Annotated in this window: 16 protein-coding genes; 12 read left to right on the forward strand and 4 right to left on the reverse strand. The window is 46.7% G+C overall.

The genetic code is table 11. The features are described 5' to 3' along the window. Positions 1 to 531 precede the first annotated feature (531 nt). Positions 532 to 981: a response regulator gene (locus tag WBJ53_RS17875; protein ID WP_338868572.1), complete on the forward strand. Its 450-nt coding sequence runs from the start codon at positions 532 to 534 to the stop codon at positions 979 to 981. A 6-nt stretch (positions 982 to 987) separates the two neighbouring features. Here WBJ53_RS17875 and WBJ53_RS17880 read toward each other — a convergent pair whose 3' ends face one another. Beyond that, positions 988 to 1,428, reverse strand: coding sequence for a response regulator (locus tag WBJ53_RS17880; RefSeq protein WP_338868574.1), 441 nt, complete (start codon positions 1,426 to 1,428; stop codon positions 988 to 990). Between the two features lie 775 nt (positions 1,429 to 2,203). Here WBJ53_RS17880 and WBJ53_RS17885 point away from each other — a divergent pair. Then, on the forward strand, positions 2,204 to 3,103 hold the full coding sequence (locus WBJ53_RS17885) for a heparin lyase I family protein (protein ID WP_338868576.1): 900 nt from the start codon (positions 2,204 to 2,206) through the stop codon (positions 3,101 to 3,103). Between the two features lie 52 nt (positions 3,104 to 3,155). On the opposite strand, the gene WBJ53_RS17890 is transcribed toward WBJ53_RS17885, so the two are convergent. After that, entirely contained in the window at positions 3,156 to 3,464 is a 309-nt protein-coding gene (locus WBJ53_RS17890; RefSeq protein WP_338868578.1) for a plasmid stabilization protein, read from the reverse strand. 542 nt (positions 3,465 to 4,006) lie between these two features. Here WBJ53_RS17890 and WBJ53_RS17895 point away from each other — a divergent pair. Next, positions 4,007 to 4,207, forward strand: a complete 201-nt coding sequence (locus tag WBJ53_RS17895; RefSeq protein ID WP_338868580.1) for a hypothetical protein — start codon at positions 4,007 to 4,009, stop codon at positions 4,205 to 4,207. A gap of 29 nt (positions 4,208 to 4,236) precedes the next feature. On the opposite strand, the gene WBJ53_RS17900 is transcribed toward WBJ53_RS17895, so the two are convergent. After that, positions 4,237 to 6,681: an outer membrane beta-barrel family protein gene (locus tag WBJ53_RS17900; protein ID WP_338868582.1), complete on the reverse strand. Its 2,445-nt coding sequence runs from the start codon at positions 6,679 to 6,681 to the stop codon at positions 4,237 to 4,239. Between the two features lie 375 nt (positions 6,682 to 7,056). On the opposite strand from WBJ53_RS17900, the gene WBJ53_RS17905 reads away from it, so the two are divergent. The 7 genes from WBJ53_RS17905 (at position 7,057) to WBJ53_RS17935 (ending at position 17,446) form a co-directional block, all read left to right on the forward strand. Then, positions 7,057 to 7,395, forward strand: coding sequence for a helix-turn-helix transcriptional regulator (locus tag WBJ53_RS17905; protein WP_338868584.1), 339 nt, complete (start codon positions 7,057 to 7,059; stop codon positions 7,393 to 7,395). Then, positions 7,392 to 10,130 carry an ABC transporter permease gene (locus WBJ53_RS17910; RefSeq protein ID WP_338868586.1) on the forward strand — a complete coding sequence of 913 codons (2,739 nt, stop codon included), beginning with the start codon at positions 7,392 to 7,394 and terminating at the stop codon, positions 10,128 to 10,130. Before WBJ53_RS17905 ends, WBJ53_RS17910 begins: the two co-directional genes overlap by 4 nt. Before the next feature lie 418 nt (positions 10,131 to 10,548). Further along, positions 10,549 to 13,353, forward strand: a complete 2,805-nt coding sequence (locus tag WBJ53_RS17915; RefSeq protein ID WP_338868588.1) for a M14 metallopeptidase family protein — start codon at positions 10,549 to 10,551, stop codon at positions 13,351 to 13,353. A 251-nt stretch (positions 13,354 to 13,604) separates the two neighbouring features. Then, positions 13,605 to 14,009, forward strand: a complete 405-nt coding sequence (locus WBJ53_RS17920; RefSeq protein ID WP_338868590.1) for a hypothetical protein — start codon at positions 13,605 to 13,607, stop codon at positions 14,007 to 14,009. A 109-nt stretch (positions 14,010 to 14,118) separates the two neighbouring features. Further along, a complete protein-coding gene (locus tag WBJ53_RS17925; protein ID WP_338868592.1) occupies positions 14,119 to 14,943 on the forward strand; it encodes an aldo/keto reductase in 825 nt (274 codons plus the stop codon). Between the two features lie 919 nt (positions 14,944 to 15,862). Continuing rightward, positions 15,863 to 16,942 (forward strand): DNA polymerase IV, encoded by a 1,080-nt coding sequence (dinB, locus tag WBJ53_RS17930; protein ID WP_338868594.1) that lies wholly within the window; start codon positions 15,863 to 15,865, stop codon positions 16,940 to 16,942. Between the two features lie 246 nt (positions 16,943 to 17,188). Beyond that, complete coding sequence (locus tag WBJ53_RS17935) at positions 17,189 to 17,446, forward strand: hypothetical protein (protein ID WP_338868596.1); 258 nt, start codon at positions 17,189 to 17,191, stop codon at positions 17,444 to 17,446. Between the two features lie 5 nt (positions 17,447 to 17,451). On the opposite strand, the gene WBJ53_RS17940 is transcribed toward WBJ53_RS17935, so the two are convergent. Further along, positions 17,452 to 19,512, reverse strand: a complete 2,061-nt coding sequence (locus WBJ53_RS17940) for a tetratricopeptide repeat protein (protein WP_338868598.1) — start codon at positions 19,510 to 19,512, stop codon at positions 17,452 to 17,454. Between the two features lie 748 nt (positions 19,513 to 20,260). On the opposite strand from WBJ53_RS17940, the gene WBJ53_RS17945 reads away from it, so the two are divergent. Both WBJ53_RS17945 and WBJ53_RS17950 read left to right on the forward strand, forming a co-directional pair. After that, a complete protein-coding gene (locus tag WBJ53_RS17945; RefSeq protein WP_338868600.1) occupies positions 20,261 to 20,509 on the forward strand; it encodes a hypothetical protein in 249 nt (82 codons plus the stop codon). 127 nt (positions 20,510 to 20,636) lie between these two features. Beyond that, positions 20,637 to 21,269, forward strand: a complete 633-nt coding sequence (locus WBJ53_RS17950) for an OmpH family outer membrane protein (RefSeq protein WP_338868602.1) — start codon at positions 20,637 to 20,639, stop codon at positions 21,267 to 21,269. The last annotated feature ends 4 nt before the right edge of the window (positions 21,270 to 21,273 follow it).

A 21,273-nucleotide genomic window follows, 5' to 3' on the forward strand; every position in this document is an offset into this window, starting at 1 on the left:
AATAGCTTATCTTCTTATGGTTATACATACATAACGCATGCAAGACAAATGTAGTTAAAGTGGCAGGAAGGGACATATAGACATTTAATCAAACTAAATCAGCTATTTTAATACTTTAAGTTTTTCAACTTATCAAAAAATTTAACAAACTGCTGGCTTATCTATAATTAATTTAAGCAATGATAGTATTTTTTAAGCAGTTATTCAAAGTGTACTTTATACAGAAAGATCGTTAATTTATTAAACGGCGTATAAATTAATTAGTTGTTATCAGGATTTGACATAGCTAACGCTCTATGATGCCCTTTCCTAATCTTTAAACGAAGTAGTATAGCCGATAATCGATTGATCAATTTTAATTAGAAACTGTTTGGTTGGACAACGTAACGTATACATCAGGCGTCAGAGGATTGCAGGAGGTAACTTGTGCTAATAAAAAACTACTAATCACTAATAATTTTTTTCGAAATAGCTGGTTGAGCGCCAATTTGACGTAGTTTTGAAAGAACTAGCCTACTATATCTATTTGAGATGACGCGTCAGTTCCCTATTCTGTTAGTTGAAGATGATTTGGATACCGTTGAATTGATCAAACGGGTTGCTCAGAAAGGGTTTCCAGAGGCCGTTTTTATCCATGTCACCAGTTTTAACGAAGCGGTTGGCTATCTCTACAACATCGAAGGACTGGGGCCAAAACTGGCATTACTGGATATTAATCTCGATGGCGACAAAAATGGACTTGATTTTCTAACTCTTATGCAGCAGCATCCTCAAGGTCGTTTTTTACCGGTTGTGGTCTTGTCTGCTACGGGTACTGAAACTAACATTAAAGCAGCCTACCGGCTGGGAGCGGCTTCTTTCACCCAAAAACCATTTTCTCTGAAGGGCTGGCAGTCCTTTGTTACCCTGCTCAGAATGTACTGGTACGAAACCGTATTGTTGCCTAATACCTGGTTTGAGAAACAGAATTCGCCGGGCTAATTTCGTTTAATTCTGCGATAGGGACGGAGGAGGAAGTGTAATCAGTTCGTACCAATAAGCTTTTAAAGCCTTGAGGTAATCTTTCCAGCCCTGGAGTCCGTCGGGCTTCAGAGTAAATGCCGCTGCCCCGGCAGCATAGGCTTTCTGAACATTATCTTCCGTATTAGATACTGTCAGCATAATAATTGGAATCAGCCCTTTAATACGATTAGATAGATCGGGCAGAAAATTCAGCCCATCTACTTCCAGATGGAAATCAATATCAAGCAAAATCAGGCGAGGCAATTTTGTTGATCGCTGATTCAGAAAGTCAATAGACTCCTGCGGGGATGTTACCCAGCTAAACGTTGCTTCCGCAAAATGTTGCTGACCAATTCGTGTCAACAGATCGGCTACTGCAGGATCATCATCGACCAGCAAAATCTCAAAAGATTGATCTTGTGACATAGGTATCTGGTGCCGGAATGGTTTCTATAAAACAAAACTACTAAGCGAATTCAGTAATTATGGGCAAATTGCCAAATTAATTTCTACACGAAATTTTGTAAAAGGGCCACTTGCCAATCAAAAAGCTTCTATACTTCGAAAAATATGCTTTATTCAATTAACGAAGACAGGGGTATTTCCATCTGGTCGATCTAAACTTTCCTTTCAAAACTGTCGACATTTCAATCTAATTCAGCATATCCACCTCTTAGTCGCTCAACCTGTTTTTCAGCATTGTAGTCTTTAGCTCAACCGAAGGCATACATCCAGCATAAGGCGTAGCCCCTTACTTCTCTTCGGAATGACTTTTATATCCATTCCTGTAGCTATAACTATTCAGACGAATTCCTGTTCAAAGAATGATTAGCTACTAAGTATATTTCTTCCCTTTAGCGCCATTGACACGCATTTACTGGAAGTTCAGCCTGCTGTTTGCCGGACTACGGATGCCTTGAGGTGAGATCCGGATAATTTGGTTAGTGATTCCTTACTTTAGGTTCTGGTTAAGGCGCTCCATACTCCTAACCTAAAAGCATCTATACCATTTTATTATTTGTTTCCTTAACATCAATATACTTAACTAAAAATCTATTAAGTTTATTATAGTTATTTTTCACATACAAAATAAAAAAAATACTTACTATTTATTTAGTAAAAGGCATAAAATGATAAAATCCGACTGAGTTAATATTAAGTATATACAACAAGTATACAAAAAATTAACCCCACCGGATGTATGACAAACTATTTACTACTTTGTTTATTAATTAGTGCCCTGTTAAGTTGTACACCCGTACTTACCCCAATTCCATTAACGCAGGCCGCCCGAACATACAGAGCAATATCGACCTGCAACATTAGTTCCGTTATTACAGCCGACGATTTTGAAGAACCGCAGTTTCCTTTTTACTTTCTGAATCAGGCAACCAACAAATCCGACATTTCATTTAGTCCGGAACAAAGTAGGGCGGGAAATACGTCATTGAAATTCCACCTGACCAGCCAGCCCAACAAATTGTCCCCACCGGGCAACTACGCCAGTCGGGCAGAACTTTCGACCTTTAGCAGTAATATTGATACCACTGAGGCCTGGTATGGTTTTAGTATGTTTGTTCCTGCCGCAACGATGAAAAATGACGCCTACCCGGTTTTGCTGATGCAATGGCCATCGAGCTATTTCGGCTATAAGGGCGGATATAGCTACGGCACTCCTCCTATTCTGTTGATTCTTCAGCCCAATAGCAAGTTACAATTGATTTATAGCTATTCGCCCACCACACCGGTTGCTCCGAACCAGGCAGCTATAGGCCCGTCGGTTACCCGAAATTTGGGGAAAATAACGTTCGATCAATGGGTCGACTATGTGGTGCATGTCCGATTTTCTCCGGCTGCATTAACCGGCATCCTACAACTCTGGCAGGATGGTACTCCGGTTGTCAATGAGCAGCGTATCCGGCTTGGCTACAGAGCGGGTAAGCCCCTCTGGAAATTTGGGATAAATTGCTATACTGGCAGTGCTTCACATACCGAGAAAACGGTGTATTTCGACCAAATTCGGATTGGAACCCAAACGGCCTGTTATGATGCTGTGGCTCCGGCCAGCACAAACGGTGTTTTTAAACCACTCCAGCAATAAGCACAGGTGCCAGTCAGATAGGGCTGACTGGCACCTGTTATCAACTGGTTTTTCATTTGTCATGAGCGTGCTCTTTTCGGGTAGCAGCCGCTTTTTTGGCCGAAGCCGACCGCTCGGCCGCCGGACGCGCTGCCGAAGCGGCTCCGCCTTTATGACCTCCTTTGAGTTCAGGTTCTTTGTTTTCGGCATGGCCGCGTCCCGAACCACTTTTTTTGCCACCGCCAGATGTTTTATTTACCGTGGCCCAGGCTCGGTGTTCCGCTTCTTCGCTCGGTACTCCCCGATCTTCATAACTCTCCTCAATGTGTTCAGCCTGTCGTTTTTGCTTATCAGTATAAGCAGACTTATCTCCTCGTGGCATGATCGTAACTGGTTTAGTGTTAGAACTAACTTTCCAAAAACAGCACCGATCATTGGCCATTAGGCATTTGAGTTACTCCGATGACTACTAGCCGAATGACAGATGCTGACGATGTGCTTGGTTCCTATGCTAAAAAACCATATTTAGCCTTGGGTGTTTGCGATCAGTTTTGCCGGGACCGCTTTCTCATAAAAAACGCCCGAGTAGTAGCTACATCGGGCGCTGTGCGTGTATGATGGTACAATACTGGAGAATTCTAGCACCAAAACCACAGTTAAGGCACAAATGTTTTAACAATAATACGTCCGTTCTGCAATCTGTTTTGTAGATGCTGGCTTAACCTGAGTTGATCAAACAGGTATTGAAAATAGCCTCATCAGGCTGGCCTATTCAGGATAAAAAGAAGAGGTAAACCTAGTTTTATAGACTTTATCGAATGTATAATTGTACTTATTGTTGAATTTCATCGCACCAAACATGACGCTACTCTATATAGTAAGTCTTAATACTGTCAGTAATGAAAAACTAACCTTTGAGGCAGTATGGCATCTACACTATTTATTTCGTTTTATATCGTTCCCCTTCTTATTGTGTTAACATTCGGGTTGTTGGCTAATTCCGAAGAAGAAACCATACCCAATGCACTCCGAGTTGCTATCCTGCCGGGTGTTAACCTGCTGGCAACCATCCGCTTTATTCAGATTACCATTCGGGTTACGGTAGACTGGCTTACTAATTTATAGGGTCTTGTTCGTTTGCTCTTAAGTAGAACCTACCGGCCTCCAGCATCATCATTACTGATTTTCTTTCCTTTTTTCCCTCCATTGGCATTCATCTGGCCAAACCGCCATTCAAAAGATAGGCGCACCGACCGGCGGTTGAAGTAATACTGCGCCTGAGAGTCGAACGTTGGAGCCGTTTGGCGATTTGTTTGCGAAATAGTCTGAATAAAGGGGTTATTAATCCCCAATGTCAGGCTGGCCTGCTTATTCATTAGGTCGCGTTTGAGCGAAATACTATGCCAATAGAAGCCCGTATTGGTTCCCTGAAGGCTAATCCAGCCCGAACTATAGTTACCATTGGCCTGAATAGTATAGTATTTCGGGAATTTGTAGCTGGTATTCATGTTAATGCTCCACACAATACCGCTATTGCCCTGCTGGAGTGCCGGACTCCGCAAATCGACATATCGAATATCTCCGCCCCCGTTGAGGTTCCAGTTTTTCACTGGCTGACTGCTCAGATTCATATTGAGTCCGTAGGCTTTCCGCTGAGCAATGTTCTGCGGTTTACTCAGGGATATTCCGGCCGAGTCGACCGTCGACAAATATTCGATGGCATTATTTGTCTGACGCCAGTACAGCGCCGTATTGATCGACAAGCCATTCTTTGTGCTCACACTATAGGCTAGTTCGGTGGCGTGGCTGAGCTCAGGATTCAGATACGGATTACCCGTCTGGATATTTTTCGGATCGCTCTGGTTCTGCCACGGATTCAGATACCAGACCATTGGCCGTTGGATGCGTTGCGTGTAGCTGGCTTTAATGGTATGGATTCCGATGCGTTTCGACACCGTAACACTGGGAATCAGGTTACTATACTGACTAGCCAGCTTGGTTTTTGTTGTCACAAAATCGCCATGAATATCGGTATGTTCAAAACGGGCCCCGGCATTCAGGCTCCACTTTCGTTTCGATTCGAACCGCAGCGATGTATAGCCCGAATATACTTTCTGAATATAATTGAAATCGTTCGACTGGGTCGAGTCCGTAACGAAGGGACTCGACCCATCCAGCGATTGCGTAACCCGATATTCACTACCAATGTCGCGCAGGATGCTTTTGAGCCCGGCTTCCAGTTTCAGGTCAATGGTGTCGGTTTCTGTTCTGATCGTGAACGGATGGGTGTAATCGGCCTGAGCTGTATATTCTTTGTTGCGGCTGTAGTTGGTACTATGCTGCCGGTAAATAAGCTCTTCCGACGACGCATACCGATCGGTGTCGTAGAAGTAATTGTCGGGCATCCGGCTAAACTGCGTCAGAAATGAAAACTCCTGCCCCGGTTTGCGAAACGTTTTCGTATAGCCCAGATCCAGTTGACCATTGCCGTAAGGATTACGGAACCTAACATCGTTTCGATAGGCCTGCAACTCCTCGCCCGACGCATTGGTCAACCGGTTATAGACCACGCTGTTATTGGGGTAATAGCCTCCCCAGACATTGGCCGCAAAGTTGATATGACTGGTCGAATCCGGATCATAATCGATACTCATTTCACCGTAGCCACCTGTTCCTGTGTTGTCGGCATTGCTGCTTTGAGTCAGGAGGGTCTGTGGTATTCGATTTCCTTCCGAATCGGTCAGAAAAGACGTTCGGCTCGATTGATTTCGGCGTATGTTTCGAAACTGATAGCCATTGGCCGAAAGCGACAGACCAAATTTTTTCTGCCGAACATTGAGCGTTGTCCCCACTCCCCGATTCATGTTACCAGCTGTTGCGCTGACTGTTCCATTGATGCCCTGAAGGGCTTTTTTCGTAATAATATTGATCACCCCGGCTGATCCTTCAGCATCATATTTCGCTCCTGGGCTGGTTATCACTTCCACCGACTTAATCACATTGGCGGGCATCTGGCGCAGGGCGTCGGCCAGGTTACGGGCCATCATTGCCGATGGTTTTCCATTAATCAACACTTTGATGTTACTGTTGCCCCGCATCTGCACATTGCCATCCAGATCGACACTCAATGTAGGCACTTTACGAAGCACGTCGGCCGCCGTACCCCCCGCATTGGAAATGTCTTTTTCGGCATTATAAACCAATCTGTCGCCCTTGTCTTCGACCATTGCTTTTTGGCCCGCCACGGTTACTTCGCCGAGTGTTTTGCCTTCATTTTCAATCCGAATAGCCCCAAGCGGAAGTATTGGCCGTTCGGCCGATAGCAACACCGGCACTGATTTGGTTCGGTATCCCACAAACGACATAACGAGTGTATATTTTTCAAGGGCAAGATTTGGCAAAACAAAAGCGCCGTCGCCATCGGTTGTGGTGCCCGTAATAAGCTTTTGTCCGTTCATTAAGGCCACCGTTGCAAAGGGAACCGGTTTGTTGGTGGTAGAGTCGATGAGCGAACCGGTTAATTTTCCAGTATGAACCGCCTGAGCCAGGGCACTAGCCATCCATACGCCCAGCAAAAGCAGGGTTAAAATGTGTTTCATAAACTATGAGGAGAGGACTGGTTTTGGTATGTGTGACTACCTATACTATTGGTTGAATGTGTCGAACAGACGAGTAAGGATGACCCGGTCTCATCCTGGCTGGCTTGTTGACATAAGGAGTAAAAATAAGTGTCCTGTGTTGCATAAGGGCTGAAAATAAATCGAAAAACGGCTGTAGGCTCCCCAACCTGGTCTGTCCTGAATCGTACGAAAACTGTCCGTAAATGGACAATAAGTAGCCGCTTATGTCAGGTCAAAAACACCTATAACGTGCACAAAACGGGGTTTCAGGATGTTGGCAATCTATTTGCTATACAAATGAGTAGCATACCCGTTTTCCTACGCTAACAGGAACAATCGACCAATAGAAAGGTAATGAAAGGCACTCAGTTAGGCGAATTTGAAGAGCTGGTTCTACTGACAATTGCGCTTCTTTACGACGACGCCTACAGTGTGGCCGTCATGGAAGAGCTCAGCCAGCGGTTAGAACGTCCGATGAGTTTAGGCGCTATTCACCGCACGATGCAGCGACTGGAAGAAAAAAAGCTGGTGCTCTCCCGATTTGGAGAGGCAACTGCCGAGCGGGGCGGTCGACGGAAACGTCTGTTTACGCTAACGACCGATGGCGAACAGGCCGTAAAAGAAGCCCGCCGAATTCGTAATGAACTATGGGCCGGCATACCCTCGGGTGCCTTTAAAGGAGGACTGGCATGAATCAGCATCATACATCTCCGCAACGCATTGGGTCGGCCAACATAAGCAATACTCCACCTGCATCTTCCAAACAACAGCCGCCCCGTTGGGCCAACTACCTGACTCAGCGAATTACGGCTCCGCATCTGCGCGAAGAAATTCAGGGCGATCTGGCCGAACTGTTTTATAAACGGAGCCAGCGCCATGGGTACCGTCGAGCCTGCTTTTTCTACCTGATCGATTTTACGCTGCTGCTACATCCCAGACTATGGCGTCGGGAAACGTCCGGTTCTTTTATTTCAGCCAATGCCCGGTCAACAGATTTTAAACAACCTTTTTTTCTGAGTCCTACCATGCTACGCAATTATGTAAAAATCGCTTTCCGAAATCTGGTTAATAACAAAGTTTACTCCTCCATCAACATTGGCGGACTCGCCATTGGTATGGCGGTAGCCATGCTGATTGGCTTATGGATTTACGACGAACTAGCGTTCGATACCTATCACCAGAACTACGGCCGGATTGCGCAGGTGATGCAGCATCAGACCTCCAACGGGCAAATTGGAACCCAACGCGCCATTCCGTTTCCGCTGGGCAACGAACTAAAAACCAAGTATGGCTCCAATTTCAAATACCTGGCCATGTCGTCCTGGCAAGGGGCTCATATCCTAACCTTTGGCGATAAAAAATTCTCGAAATCAGGTGCATTCATGGATGTCGACGCTCCGAAACTGTTTTCGCTGAACATGCAAAAGGGTACTACTAACGGTTTGCAGGATCAAAATTCGATTCTGCTTTCAGAATCGACGGCCAAAGCACTTTTTGGCGACGCCGACCCACTAAATAAATTACTAAAAATCGACAATAAGCTGGATGTGAAAGTGGCGGGCGTCTATGAAGATCTTCCGTTCAATAGCCAGTTTAAAGAGTTGCTGTTCATTGCTCCCTGGTCTTTATATGTTTCATCGGAAGATTGGATCAAACGAGCCAGAGATACCAATCAGTGGGGAAATAATTCGTTTCAGCTATTTGCCCAGATTGCCGACAACACCGACTTCGCTACGGTCGACAAGCATATTTTAAATGCCAAGCAGAATAATGTGCCGGAAGAAGACAAAAAATACAATGCGCAAATTTTTCTGCATCCAATGCCCGACTGGCACTTACGGTCGCATTGGGAAAACGGCATTCAAACCGGTGGCATGATCGACTACGTTTGGCTGTTTGGTATCGTGGGGATATTTGTCCTATTGCTGGCCTGCATCAATTTCATGAATCTGTCTACGGCCCGTTCCGAAAAACGAGCCAAGGAAGTAGGCATTCGCAAAGCCGTCGGCTCCATCCGCGGACAATTGATCAGCCAGTTTCTTTGCGAGTCTCTGGTAGTTGTTATCATTGCTTTTTCGCTGGCCCTATTGCTGGTGCAACTGAGTCTGCCGTGGTTTAATGAGGTAGCCAGCAAACACATGACGATCTTATGGTCGACACCTGCTTTCTGGGTTCTTGGCCTTGGCTTTAGTGTACTGACCGGGCTGATTGCCGGGAGCTATCCGGCCCTGTATCTTTCATCCTTCGAGGCTATTAAAGTACTGAAAGGCACGTTCAGAGCGGGGCGCTTTGCATCGATTCCTCGTCAGGTGCTGGTAGTGTTGCAGTTTACGGTTTCAGTTACGCTCATCATTGGAACCATCGTTGTGTATCGTCAGATTCAGTACGCCAAAAATCGGCCCATTGGCTATAGTCGCGACGGATTGATGATGATTCAGATGAAATCGCCCGATTTCTACGGCAAATTCGACATCCTCCGAACTGAACTGAAAAATTCGGGAGCCATCGTCGAAATGGCCGAATCATCGAGCCCGTTAACGCAAATCTGGTCGAACAGTGGGGGCTTCACCTGGCCGGGCAAAGATCCCGATCTGGATGCCGACTTTGCAACGGTATGGGTTACCCACGATTTTGGTAAAACGGTTGGCTGGCAGTTTAAAGAAGGACGCGATTTTTCCAGAACGTTCACTACCGACTCGTCGGCCATCATCCTGAACAAAGCCGCTGTTAAGTTCATGAATATCAAAAACCCAATCGGAACAGTTGTTCGGTGGGGCGACGACAAGACCGGGAAATCATATAAGGTGATCGGTGTTATCGACGATATGCTGATGGAATCGCCCTACGAACCGATAAAACAGGCTGCGTATTTTATGGATTATGAAAATGTGAACTGGATTGACCTCAAACTGAATCCCAATCGCAGCGCGAGCGAATCAGTAGCCACGGTTGAATCGGTATTTAAACGCATTGTTCCATCGGCACCATTCGATTACAAATTTGCCAATGAAGAGTTTGCGGCCAAATTTTCGACCGAAGAACGAATTGGGAAACTGGCAACTTTCTTCTCTCTGCTGGCAATCTTTATCTCCTGCCTGGGTTTATCGGGTTTGGCCTCTTTTGTAGCTGAACAGCGTACCAAAGAAATTGGGGTTCGGAAAGTGCTCGGGGCTTCTGTCCTGAATCTGTGGGGGCTCCTATCCCGCGATTTTGTGATACTGGTTAGCATCGCCTTTGTGATTGCTATACCGATTGCCTACTACGCCCTCGACAGTTGGCTGGCAAACTATGAATACCGAACCGATCTGTCGTGGTGGATTTTTGGCGTAACTGGTCTTGGCGCCCTTGTTGTTACTCTGTTAACCGTAAGTGTCCAAAGCATTCGGGCCGCGCTGCTCGACCCCGTAAAGAGCCTACGCACTGAGTAGGGCATACCAATCATTTTGCTAAAATCCTGTGTAGTAGCCGATTTCATTTTCTATTCTATTGGGACGCTACCGTAGTAAGTAGCAGAAGAAGAGTCTTAATTCTTTTTTTAAACTCCGAAGACGTGGCATCTTTAGTCTGAGATGTTGCGCTTTCGGAGTTTTTTTGAGAATATACTCAACTATATGCTACACCGATGCCATCTTACCTGGCAGCACTGCCCCAATTGGTTATGACAGGCTATTAAAGTAGTCGTAACATACCGCTTTAATTGACGGCTCTCTAGTTATAGCTCAAAGGCTATTGAAAATTACATTATTCCTATCAATCAGCATAACCCAATAGTTTATATGGCTAAAAATTAATATTGACAAATAAATATATATTTTAGAGCACTTCTTACCGAAAAAGAACTGCTTCATGATCAGACTACTCCTTTTGCTTGTTGTTCCCCTGCTTATTCATGCTGTTGCTGGGCACTCACAAACCATTCCCTCCCCGAAAGAACACTTTGGCTTCTCGATAGGCGACGATTATCAGCTATCGAACTATACCCAAACCGAAGCCTATTTTAAGAAACTGGCGGCTTCGGACCGAACGCAGCTAGTCGATATTGGCTTAACGGCCGAAGGACGGCATCAGTATATGCTAATTGTCAGCTCACCCGAAAACCAGAAAAAGCTGGCCCACTACAAGGAAATAGCCCAAAAGCTAGCCCGAGCCGAAAGTCTCAATGACGAACAGGCGCATGCATTGGCCAGCGAAGGAAAAGCCGTTGTCTGGATTGATGGCGGGCTGCATTCGACCGAAACCGTTGGAACCATGCAACTGATCGAAACAGCCTGGCAACTGGTCAGCCGTAACGACCCCGAAACACGCCGGATTCTGGATAATGTGATTGTGCTGCTTACGCACGCTAACCCCGACGGACACGAACTGGTAGGCAACTGGTACATGCGCGAACCGGTTGCCGAAAAACGTACACAGGACTACCTACCCCGTCTCTATCAGAAATACATTGGTCACGACAACAATCGCGATTTTTTCATGCTTAACATGCAGGAAACCCAGAATATGGGCCGGCAGTTGTTTCTGGAATGGTTCCCCCAAATCATCTATAATCACCATCAGCGTGGCCCGGCAGGCACTGTGCTGGCGGGACCTCCCCTGCGCGACCCGTTCAATTTTGTGCTGGACCCATCCATTGTAACGGGCATGGATGCCCTGGGTTCGGCGATGATCAACCGGCTTAATTCCGAAAATAAACCGGGCTATACGCGCCTGACCGGCACCCCCTATTCCAACTGGTTCAACGGTGGTTTGCGCTCCATCAACCTGTTTCATAATATGATTGGTCTGCTCACCGAAATTGTGGGCAACCCAACTCCCGAGAGCATTCCACTAGTTCCCGACCGATTGATTCCGAACGGCAACACACCCTTCCCGATCACCCCGCAGCAGTGGCATTTTAAACAATCGATCGATTATTCGGTGTCGCTCAATTACGCTGTTCTTAACTACGCTGCCCGCCAGCGCGACCTGGTCTTATACACCATTTACCGCATGGGCAAAAACTCCATCGAGCGCGGTAGCCACGACAACTGGACATTGTATCCGAAGCGGATTGATGCCATCACGCAGGCCTACCAGGACGATCAGAAGAAAACCGGTCGAAGATCGTCAACTGGTAGCACACTCGACCTGTATGGTTCTCTGCCCAACGGCGGAGGTGTGCCCATGAAATACTATGATTCCATTCTGAAAGCCCCGGCTCTGCGCGATCCGCGCGGGTTTATCATTCCGGCCAGTCAACCCGATTTGGCCACGGCCGTCAAATTCCTGAATGCGCTGATCAAAGCCGGAATTCAGATCCAGCAGGCAACCAGCAACTTTACCGTTGCGGGTAAAAACTATCCGGCAGGTTCGTATGTGGTTAAAACCGATCAGGCTTTTCGGCCCCACATTCTGGATATGTTCCAGCCTCAGGACTATCCCAACGATTTTCAGTATCCGGGTGGGCCGCCCGTTCGACCATATGACGTGGCGGGCTGGACGCCTGCCTACCTGATGAATGTTCAGTTCGACCGGATTCTCGACGGATTCGACGGGCCGTTTCAAAAACTACCCTATGGCAAACTGCTGGCACCCGAAGGGCATATAACTGGTATGCCAACGGCTGGTTATTTGCTAAATGCGAAAGCCAACAATTCGTTCATTGCAGTTAACAATCTGCTGGCAGCAGGCATTGATGTCTTTCGGCTTCCAGAAGGAACAGCCGGGCAACTGCCTGCCGGAACGTTCTTTGTTCCAGCATCAGCCAAAGCGAAAACCGCACTGAGTAAATTGGCCACCGACCTGGGGCTGGAAATAGCCGGATCGTCAAAACGGCCCGCCGGGCCTTTGCATAAAGTAAGCCCGCAACGAATAGCTATCTGGGATACTTACGGCGGCTCGATGCCATCGGGCTGGGTCCGGTGGTTGATGGAGCAATACCATTTCCCAATGAAACTCATTTATGCTCAGGACATTGACGCGGGTAATCTCCGTAAAAAATATGACGTTATTGTATTTGTTACACAGGCAATTCCGCCCGTAGGCAGAGCCTCCGAAGCATCGTTCCGACGGGAACCCAAACCCGATGAAATTCCGTCTGAGTTCCGTTCCTGGCTCGGTAGAATCACACCCGAAAAATCGATTCCTCAGTTGAAAGCATTTTTGGAAGCTGGCGGCTCTATTGTCACTATCGGAACGAGTACGAACCTGGCGTATCACTTCAACCTGCCCGTAAAAAATGCGCTCGTCGAAATGACCGGCACGGGACAGCCGAGGCCGTTACCGAACGAAAAGTTTTATGTTCCGGGTAGCGTTTTACGGGTTTCGCTCGACTCAACTCAAAAGGCAACCTGGGGTATGCCTACACTAACGGACGTTTATTTTGAACATAGTCCGGTCTTTACCATTTCGCCCCAAGCCATTGCCAAAGGCGTAGTTACTCCGCTGGCGTGGTTTGCTACTGATTCACCGCTACGCAGCGGCTGGGCATGGGGACAATCGTACCTACAGAATGGCGTTGCAGCCTTCATGGCCCCCATTGGCTCGGGCAAACTTTACTGTTTTGGGCCCGAAATTACGTTTCGTGGTCAGGCACATGGAACGTTCAAACTTTTATTTAATCAGCTTTACCAGACGGGCATTCCCTCAACCCCTAACCGGGCAACCGATTAGGCGATTCAATAAACGGCAGTAAGACCGTGTTTGCATTGCCCGACACCAAACGAAGAGTGCGTACGACCGAAACAATCAAGTCGTACGCACTCTTCGTTTGGTGCCGTTTAACGACTTAAATGGTACGGTTGCTCCGGGGGCCGTTGCCTCACTATTCCTTATTTTTCTTAACCCACCATTCCTGATTGACGTTGCCTCTAAAAACAATGGAGCATAAAGATTATATCACATTTACAAACTAAGAAATTACCATGGCAACGGTTCTGGTGTTGACCCAGGATATTGAGCAACTAAACGCCCAACTCGGTCCGACACTACAGCAGATTTATTCGCAGTTAACACTGAAAATTCGACAAATTGATTCAGGTTTGTTAGCTGACTTAACAAGTGGTGCTCCCCCATTAATGATTTTAATTGACTCTTGTGTTGAAAGTCTGGCCGTTCTGAAAGAGCTAAAAGCACATCCGGGCCTATGCCGGATACCGGTTCTGATGTTACGGGCAGTAGCTACCCTACAGAAAGCCTGCATTGAGCAGGGCACCGAGAGTAAACACCCGGCTTCGTTTGTATTCCCGCAAAGACGAACCGTCCACGACCTTGTGATCAAATCAGCCAAACTGCCAGGCAGCAACCCACTACTACAACTCCTGAATTAGCCTCATGATGAATTGGGTTTCCAGGCGAACCATGCTTAGGCAGACAATGGCTCTTGGCAGCGGTTGTTTAATAAACCCATTCGACCTGTTGGGAACAGTTAATCAGTCTATGATGTATCGACCAATACCCTCCACAAACGAACCGCTTCCTGTTGTTGGCCTGGGTTCGTGGCAACAGTTTGATGTTGGCTCATCAGCGTCTGATCGGGAACCGCTCAGGCAGGTGCTTACGCGGATGCACCAGAAAGGAGGAAAACTGATCGATGCCTCACCTATGTATGGTCGGGCCGAGCAGGTTATTGGCGACTTAACCACCGATTTACGGTTAAATAGTTCGTTTTTTCTGGCCACTAAAGTATGGACCACCGGCAAACAGGCAGGCATCGATCAGATGGAGGATTCGCTTCGGAAGATGCGCCGAAAAACGCTGGATTTACTGCAGATACATAATCTTCTGGACTGGCAAACTCACCTCAAAACCCTCAAAGACTGGAAACAGGCAGGAAAGGTTCGTTACATTGGGGTAACGCACTACACGGCCTCAGCACACGATCAGCTCGAACGCATCGTCAAAACGGAACCAATCGACTTTGTGCAGGTGAACTATTCCATTCGGGTTCGAAATGCGGAACAGAGTCTGTTGCCAGCCGCTCACGAAAAAGGGGTCGCTGTTCTTATCAATGAGCCGTTTGAAACGGGTTCGCTCTTTCGGGCAGTGAAAGGGCGTGAGCTACCAGCCTGGGCGGCAGAATACGGTATTGAAAGCTGGGCACAGTTTTTTCTGAAGTTTATTCTGGCGAACCCGGCCGTAACCTGTGTAATTCCGGGCACCTCCAACCCGGCACACCTGCTCGATAATATGGGAGCCGGATTCGGGCAATTTCCAGATCAGAAAATTCAGGCACAGATGGCTACTTATCTGGCAAAACTGTAATGATGCTTTACAGAAATTATGGCCCGATTCCCAACTGCCATCCTTCAAATAGACCTGAAATCCTGTAAGCGTATAGCATATAGGTTCGTCAATTGCCAATAAAAGGCTTAGCAACTTCCCACAACTACCTAAAGCACTCCCTGATGCAAACAGAGCGCTTAAGTACATTCCGCACATAAAAAAACATTAACTACCTAACTATCAAACTCATAATATCAAAATACGGGCCCAAATAATCTTAAAATCTGATTAAATTTTTGCTATAATTACTTAAGTAATAATAGCAGTTCAATAGCTTTTTATTTACTTTGCATTAATTAGTTACCAGCCTCCTTCATGACCGCACGATCAAAACCTATTGACCCAACCAGTGCTATTACCTGGCTGTCGATAATGACTTTATCGGCACTTTGGTTAGCTGGCCTGATCTATATCATTTTCTAAGATAGCCGCAATGCCAGGCTGCCTTACCACAACTAAGAAAATCTCGGATTAACGACCACCGTACTAACGCTTTGAATTGTCAATACAAGATGTAGGTTGAATCTCCGCTGGCTTTGCTGGTGGAGATTTTTTATCTGATCACTCTGACCACGAAACGTCACTACTGCCTTTCGACCGGGAGAAATGTCCGAATAAAAAGCCCGGCCGTAAAACGACCGGGCTTTTCCGCAAACAATATTGTCTTAACCTACTATTCAAATCGAGTCGTTAACTGTCCTCCAGTAAATCCGTACCATTGGCAGTAACAGAAGTCCGCTTCACGACTCAATTCAATCTAGTATAGTACGTAAAATCAGTGTATTCGTACCATTGGCAAAGGCATCGTTTTTAGTCTTCCGTAGCTCCAGTCGCTGCCCTTACAAACCGTTTTTTCGGAGCAGCAAATAGTCGTAAATTCGCCACTGCACGTTAGATCATGGAGCAGTCTGAACAACGTAAAATTATTCACATCGACATGGATGCCTTTTACGCATCAGTCGAACAGCGCGACAATCCGCAACTACAGGGAAAACCCGTTGCCGTTGGCGGCTCCCGACAGCGGGGTGTGGTGGCGGCTGCCAGTTATGAAGCACGACAGTTTGGCGTACGCTCAGCAATGGCCTCGTCAATAGCCATTCGCAAATGCCCTGACCTGATTTTTGTTAAACCCCGCTTCGAGGTCTACAAAGCCGTTTCGAGCCAGATCCGCACTATTTTTTCCCATTATACACCCCTCATCGAACCCCTATCGCTCGATGAAGCTTACCTCGACGTCACGGCCAATCTTACCGACAGCCCATCGGCCACGCATACGGCGCAGGCCATTAAAGCCGAAATTAAACAGCAAACCCATCTTACGGCCTCGGCTGGCGTATCGTACAATAAGTTTCTGGCCAAACTGGCTTCCGACTATCGAAAACCCGATGGCTTGTATGTCATAAAACCGCATCAGGGCCCAGCTTTTGTCGAAAGCCTGGAGGTTGGCCAGTTTCACGGCATTGGCCGAGTTACGGCCGAACGAATGAATCAACTCGGCATTTTTACGGGCCTGGATCTGCGTCGACAAACCGAAGCTTTTTTAATCCATCATTTTGGCAAAGTTGGCCATCATTATTACTCCATTGCCCGCGCTATCGACAATCGGCCTGTAACGCCAAATCGTATTCGTAAATCGGTTGGTTCCGAAACTACCTTTGAGCAGGATCTGCTTCATTTGCCCGATCTGATCAATGCCCTTCATCCACTGATCGATAGTGTGTGGGCTTACTGCGAGCGGAGTGGCATACGGGGTCGAACCATTACGCTAAAAGTTAAGTACACCGATTTTACCCAGATTACCCGCAGCAAAAGCCTGGTGAGCGGGTTACCAGACAAAACAACGCTGGAACGCATAGTGATCGAACTGCTCGAATTGATCTTACCACTCTCGCAGGGAATTCGGTTGCTGGGCGTTTCTCTGTCGAGCCTTCAGGAGAAAACTACTGCCTCCAACGGCCAGCTAACGCTCGATCTGTAGTGATTTACTTCCACAAGCTGACCGTTTTAGCCACCAATAGCCTGCTGTATCAGCTTAAGAGAGCCAGTATACGGGCTTTTTCTACTTCTGGAATAGATACCATTTAGACCTACTGTCACAACCGAATTGGCTATTATCAGTTTATAGAACTACATGCATGGTAACTGATGGCGAAACCGGACTTTATAGGAATGACGTTCGGCCGGTTCGTTTATGAGTTACTGACAAACTAAGCTATTTCATCTCATGGCGAAACATAAGAAAACAGTTCCTTCAGTCAGCCAGGAACAAACGGAACGAACAGCTCACACTAATGAAGTATTTGCTCTCGAGAATGTTACTCAATTACGGGAGGCCATTGATCAGGTTGTATATGGAGAAACAGAAACGACTCAACCCAACGATCCCGAGCGAATCCACACGGTTGAAAACCTGACCACACTGGGCCAAATGGGTATTCTGACAGAAACCGACCTGGACGAAGCCCGGAAAGGCTATCTGTAGACTCGTTACGCAGCTAACCGACTGGTGGGAATGTGTAAGCGAAACAGAGTACCATGCTCCGTACGCAAATCGAAGTGCCCGTCGAGTTGCTGACTCAGCAAAATAATCAGTCGTTTGCCAAACGAGGTCCGATTGTCAACTTTTTGCCAGTCACCTACTTCCATACCGGGACCGTTATCTTCTACTTCCAGCACAATACCCGATGGCGACGGCGCCTTATCGCCATGCAGGGCAATCCGTAAGAGCGGGTCTTGCTGGTCGAGATAGGCGTATTTGAAAGCATTCGTAATCAACTCATTAACAATCAATCCGATCGGTATCGCAATATCGACATCCAGCTCCTGTTTCTCAATATCCAGTTGGAGCCTAAATGTGTCGGACTGGTAGCCGTAGGCCCGCATCAGGCTTTGTGCCAGACTGGTCAGGTACTCGTCCATATTGATCACCGTAAGCTGATCGGTCCGATACAACTGTTGATGAATCAATGACATGGCCTCAACCCGCTGCTGCCCAATCCGAACGGCCTGAATGGCTTTTTCGTCGTGCAGACTGTTTACCTGTAAATTGAGCAGACTCGATACTATGGCCAGATTATTCTTAACCCGATGGTGCAGCTCTTTCATCAGCGTGCGTAGCTGATTCGACTGGCTGGCTAATTCCTTGCTGGTTCGGGTAATGATTTCGTTCTGGGTCGACAACCGGCGGTTGGCACCACGAATGATGTAATATTGCCCGAACAGGATGCTCAGCAGAACCAGCAATATACCCAAACCACCTGTCATTTGTTTTATCTGGCGCGATCGCTGCTGATTCTGCTCGTCCAATGCAGCAATTTGCTGAAGCCGTTTCTGGGTTTTATACTTTGCTTCGACATCGGCAATAACCCGCGCTTTTTCGATTTCCCCATCGGCTTTTATCTGAGCATGCAGTGTAGCCATCTGCTTACTCTTGTCAGCTTCTATTCGAGCAACATCCGAGGCTTTGGCTAATTCCAGACCGGCTTTAATTTTTGCCAGGTCGTGTGCCTGCTGCAACTGATACTGCCCCTGCAATCGGGCAATGGCCTGTGTTTTTTCCAGATTCATCAACGAATCTTCAATCTGTTTCGATGCCAGAACCGTTTGGTAGGCATTCTCGTAGCGCCCCGTAGCCGCATAGGCTTTGGCAAGCATTGCATATACCGAAACCGACAGGGGAGCCTCTCCGCTTTGTTTAACCTGATCAAGCGCTTTTTCGGCAAAAAGCAGTGCTTTTTCGGGTTGTTTCATTCCCAGATAAGCGTAGGACAAATTCCGATAGTTATGAGCCAGACTGCTATGCCGCTTCAGTTTCAAATTGATGGCCAGCGACTTATTCAGGTAATCGATCGCTTTTTCATACTGCGATTCTACGTTGTAGTTCTTTCCCAGATTATTATAAAGAATCCGGTTCTCATCGGGGTCGGCATGTAGTTCTTCGTTGATAGCCAGGGCTTTAAAAAAACAGTCTCTCCCCTGTTTATATTCGCCCAGGTCTTCATAAATAATGCCCAGATTAATATAGTTGTCGGGCAACGATTGCCTGAAACCAAACTGCTGATTGATGGCAATCGATTGCTGAATACTCACCAGCCCCTGCCGGGTATGGGCCAGAACATGCTGGCTTTCGCCCATCATTTTATAGAGCCAGCCCATGTTATTATAGACATGGGCTACCGATTTCATTTTTCCGGCTTTTGTATAATACCGAATCGATGCCTGGTCAAAGGCCAGTGCTTCCTCAAATTTTCCCAACCGCATGGCAATAGCTCCCCGAAGCCGGTTTATATCGCCTAGTCCGGCAACATAGTTTTTTTGCAGGCAAATCTGTTTCGTAAACCTCAGATAATAATCAACCGAATCGAGACGGTTCTGCTTGTAAAACGCATTGGCAATATCGTAGTAAGTATTGGCGCGAGTTGTATCGGGTTGTTTATTACGGAGCGAATTCTTCAGACTATCGATCAGGCTACGCTGAGCAAAAACGGGGAACAAACAGGCCGACACTATGTAGAGGTAACAGAGCAGAAGCCAGGTATTGGTTTTCATGATAAGCGAAACGAACGATTCTTCTTGTGTTGAGCGTATTTAACAGAATACCAGATTATACACTAAACTTAGTAATTAATAAACTTTTCATCAAATTACTACCCTTTTTCTGTTCACTAAGCTGCGAACAAAAAATAGGGGGTAATCAGTTGGCCAAATTTATTTCACAGCGGTTCAAATGGTAAAACAGATTCTTAGTTAACACGACTTATTTACCGACGGCTACCACTGTCTGGTTCAACAGCCGAAAAAATTCCCGATCTGGCCGAACAAAAAACACATTCTCTAGCAATCGAAACCTACACAGCCCCGCCTTGCTTAATATCTGGATATGAGGCAGCTTACTTTTAAACAGTATATGGCTTCTCTGCAAGTCCACTGGTAACATCTGGTTACCCTGTCAATATCTCCCCCGTGCAGATCAATGCCCCTATTTACTTAATTACCAGTCAGTTTCTGAAACCTGCTGGTAAGTTATCAAACCGGTCTTTTTAGAAAGCAGCCTAATCTGATCCTCCGAATAATCAATTCACTAAAAAAAATGGGAAGAACATGGAGCCAAAGGTCGGTTTTTGGGTTTATCAAGTACCCTTTGAGTTTTTACAAGATCGAGACCCAATTCCCGCCAGCACCTGCCAGCGGGAATTTTTAATAGCGGCTGCCGCTTAATTAATTCATACTCTGCGTGTTCTAGAAGGTTTCATGCTCTTGAGTAGATTCGTATATACAACCTGATCCAACGAGCTTCATGATTCCTCTTCTCGCCCGCGCCCTGGGGGTTCTTCTACTTGCAGGACTTCTGGTGGTCATTTATCGAAAATTCAGTTTCCGAAAGCGGTGTCCTGCCTGTGGCTATGCCGAACCGAATCGGGTCCCCAGAAAAGGGATGGCAAAAACGCTTCCACTGAAGGCCTACGTTTGTCCCCGCTGCCGAAATCATTTTTATAAGCTACAGCCATTTACCGAGATTGCTTACGAGCAAAATAGCCTGGACTAGTTTCGGGAGTCTTTCCAATCAGCCTTAATTAGCCAAACTCAGGTTTTGTTAAAAAGTGTTAATACTGATTATCAGCCTTTTATTCTTATTATCTTGTTCCAATTAGAGATACCATTATACCTGACGCATGAATAAGCTTACCGGATTCTCTTTTTGGCGCATCAACCTAGCTCCTGCCCTCCTACTGCCCTTGCTGACAATGGCTTTGCTGGTTCTGAGCAATCGTCTGCAAGCTCAGTCATTAAAAATTGGCTTTACACGTATCGATTATGTGATTGCCCAGCTTCCCGAGTCGAAGCAGGTCAACAATCAACTATCCATCCAGCAAACCCAGGCCGAAAATGAGTTGAAACGGCTTCAGAAAGAATTTGAAGATAAATTGAGCATCTACCAGAAGGAAGGCGCACAACTGTCGGAAGCAATCCGAAAAGACCGGGAAACAGAGCTACAAAAGCTGCAAAGCAGGGTTCAGGAGTTCAGCCAATCGGCTCAGAAATCATTGCAGGATAAGTACAATCAGTTAATGGGCCCCATTCTAACCAAGGTTCAACAAGCCATCGATACGGTAGCGAAACAAAATGGTTACCAGTATATTCTGAACGTCGGCTCCGGCGACACGTTCAATGTTTTGTATGCCGACGAAGCCTATAACATCACCGACCTGGTGCTCAAACAACTAGGTATCAAGCCTGCTCCTGCACCAGAAAGCCCCAAAAAGACGACTCCCGTAACAACTCCGCCCAGAAAAAACAGTCAATAGAACC

The sequence above is a fragment of the Spirosoma sp. SC4-14 genome (assembly GCF_037201965.1).
Taxonomy (GTDB): domain Bacteria; phylum Bacteroidota; class Bacteroidia; order Cytophagales; family Spirosomataceae; genus Spirosoma.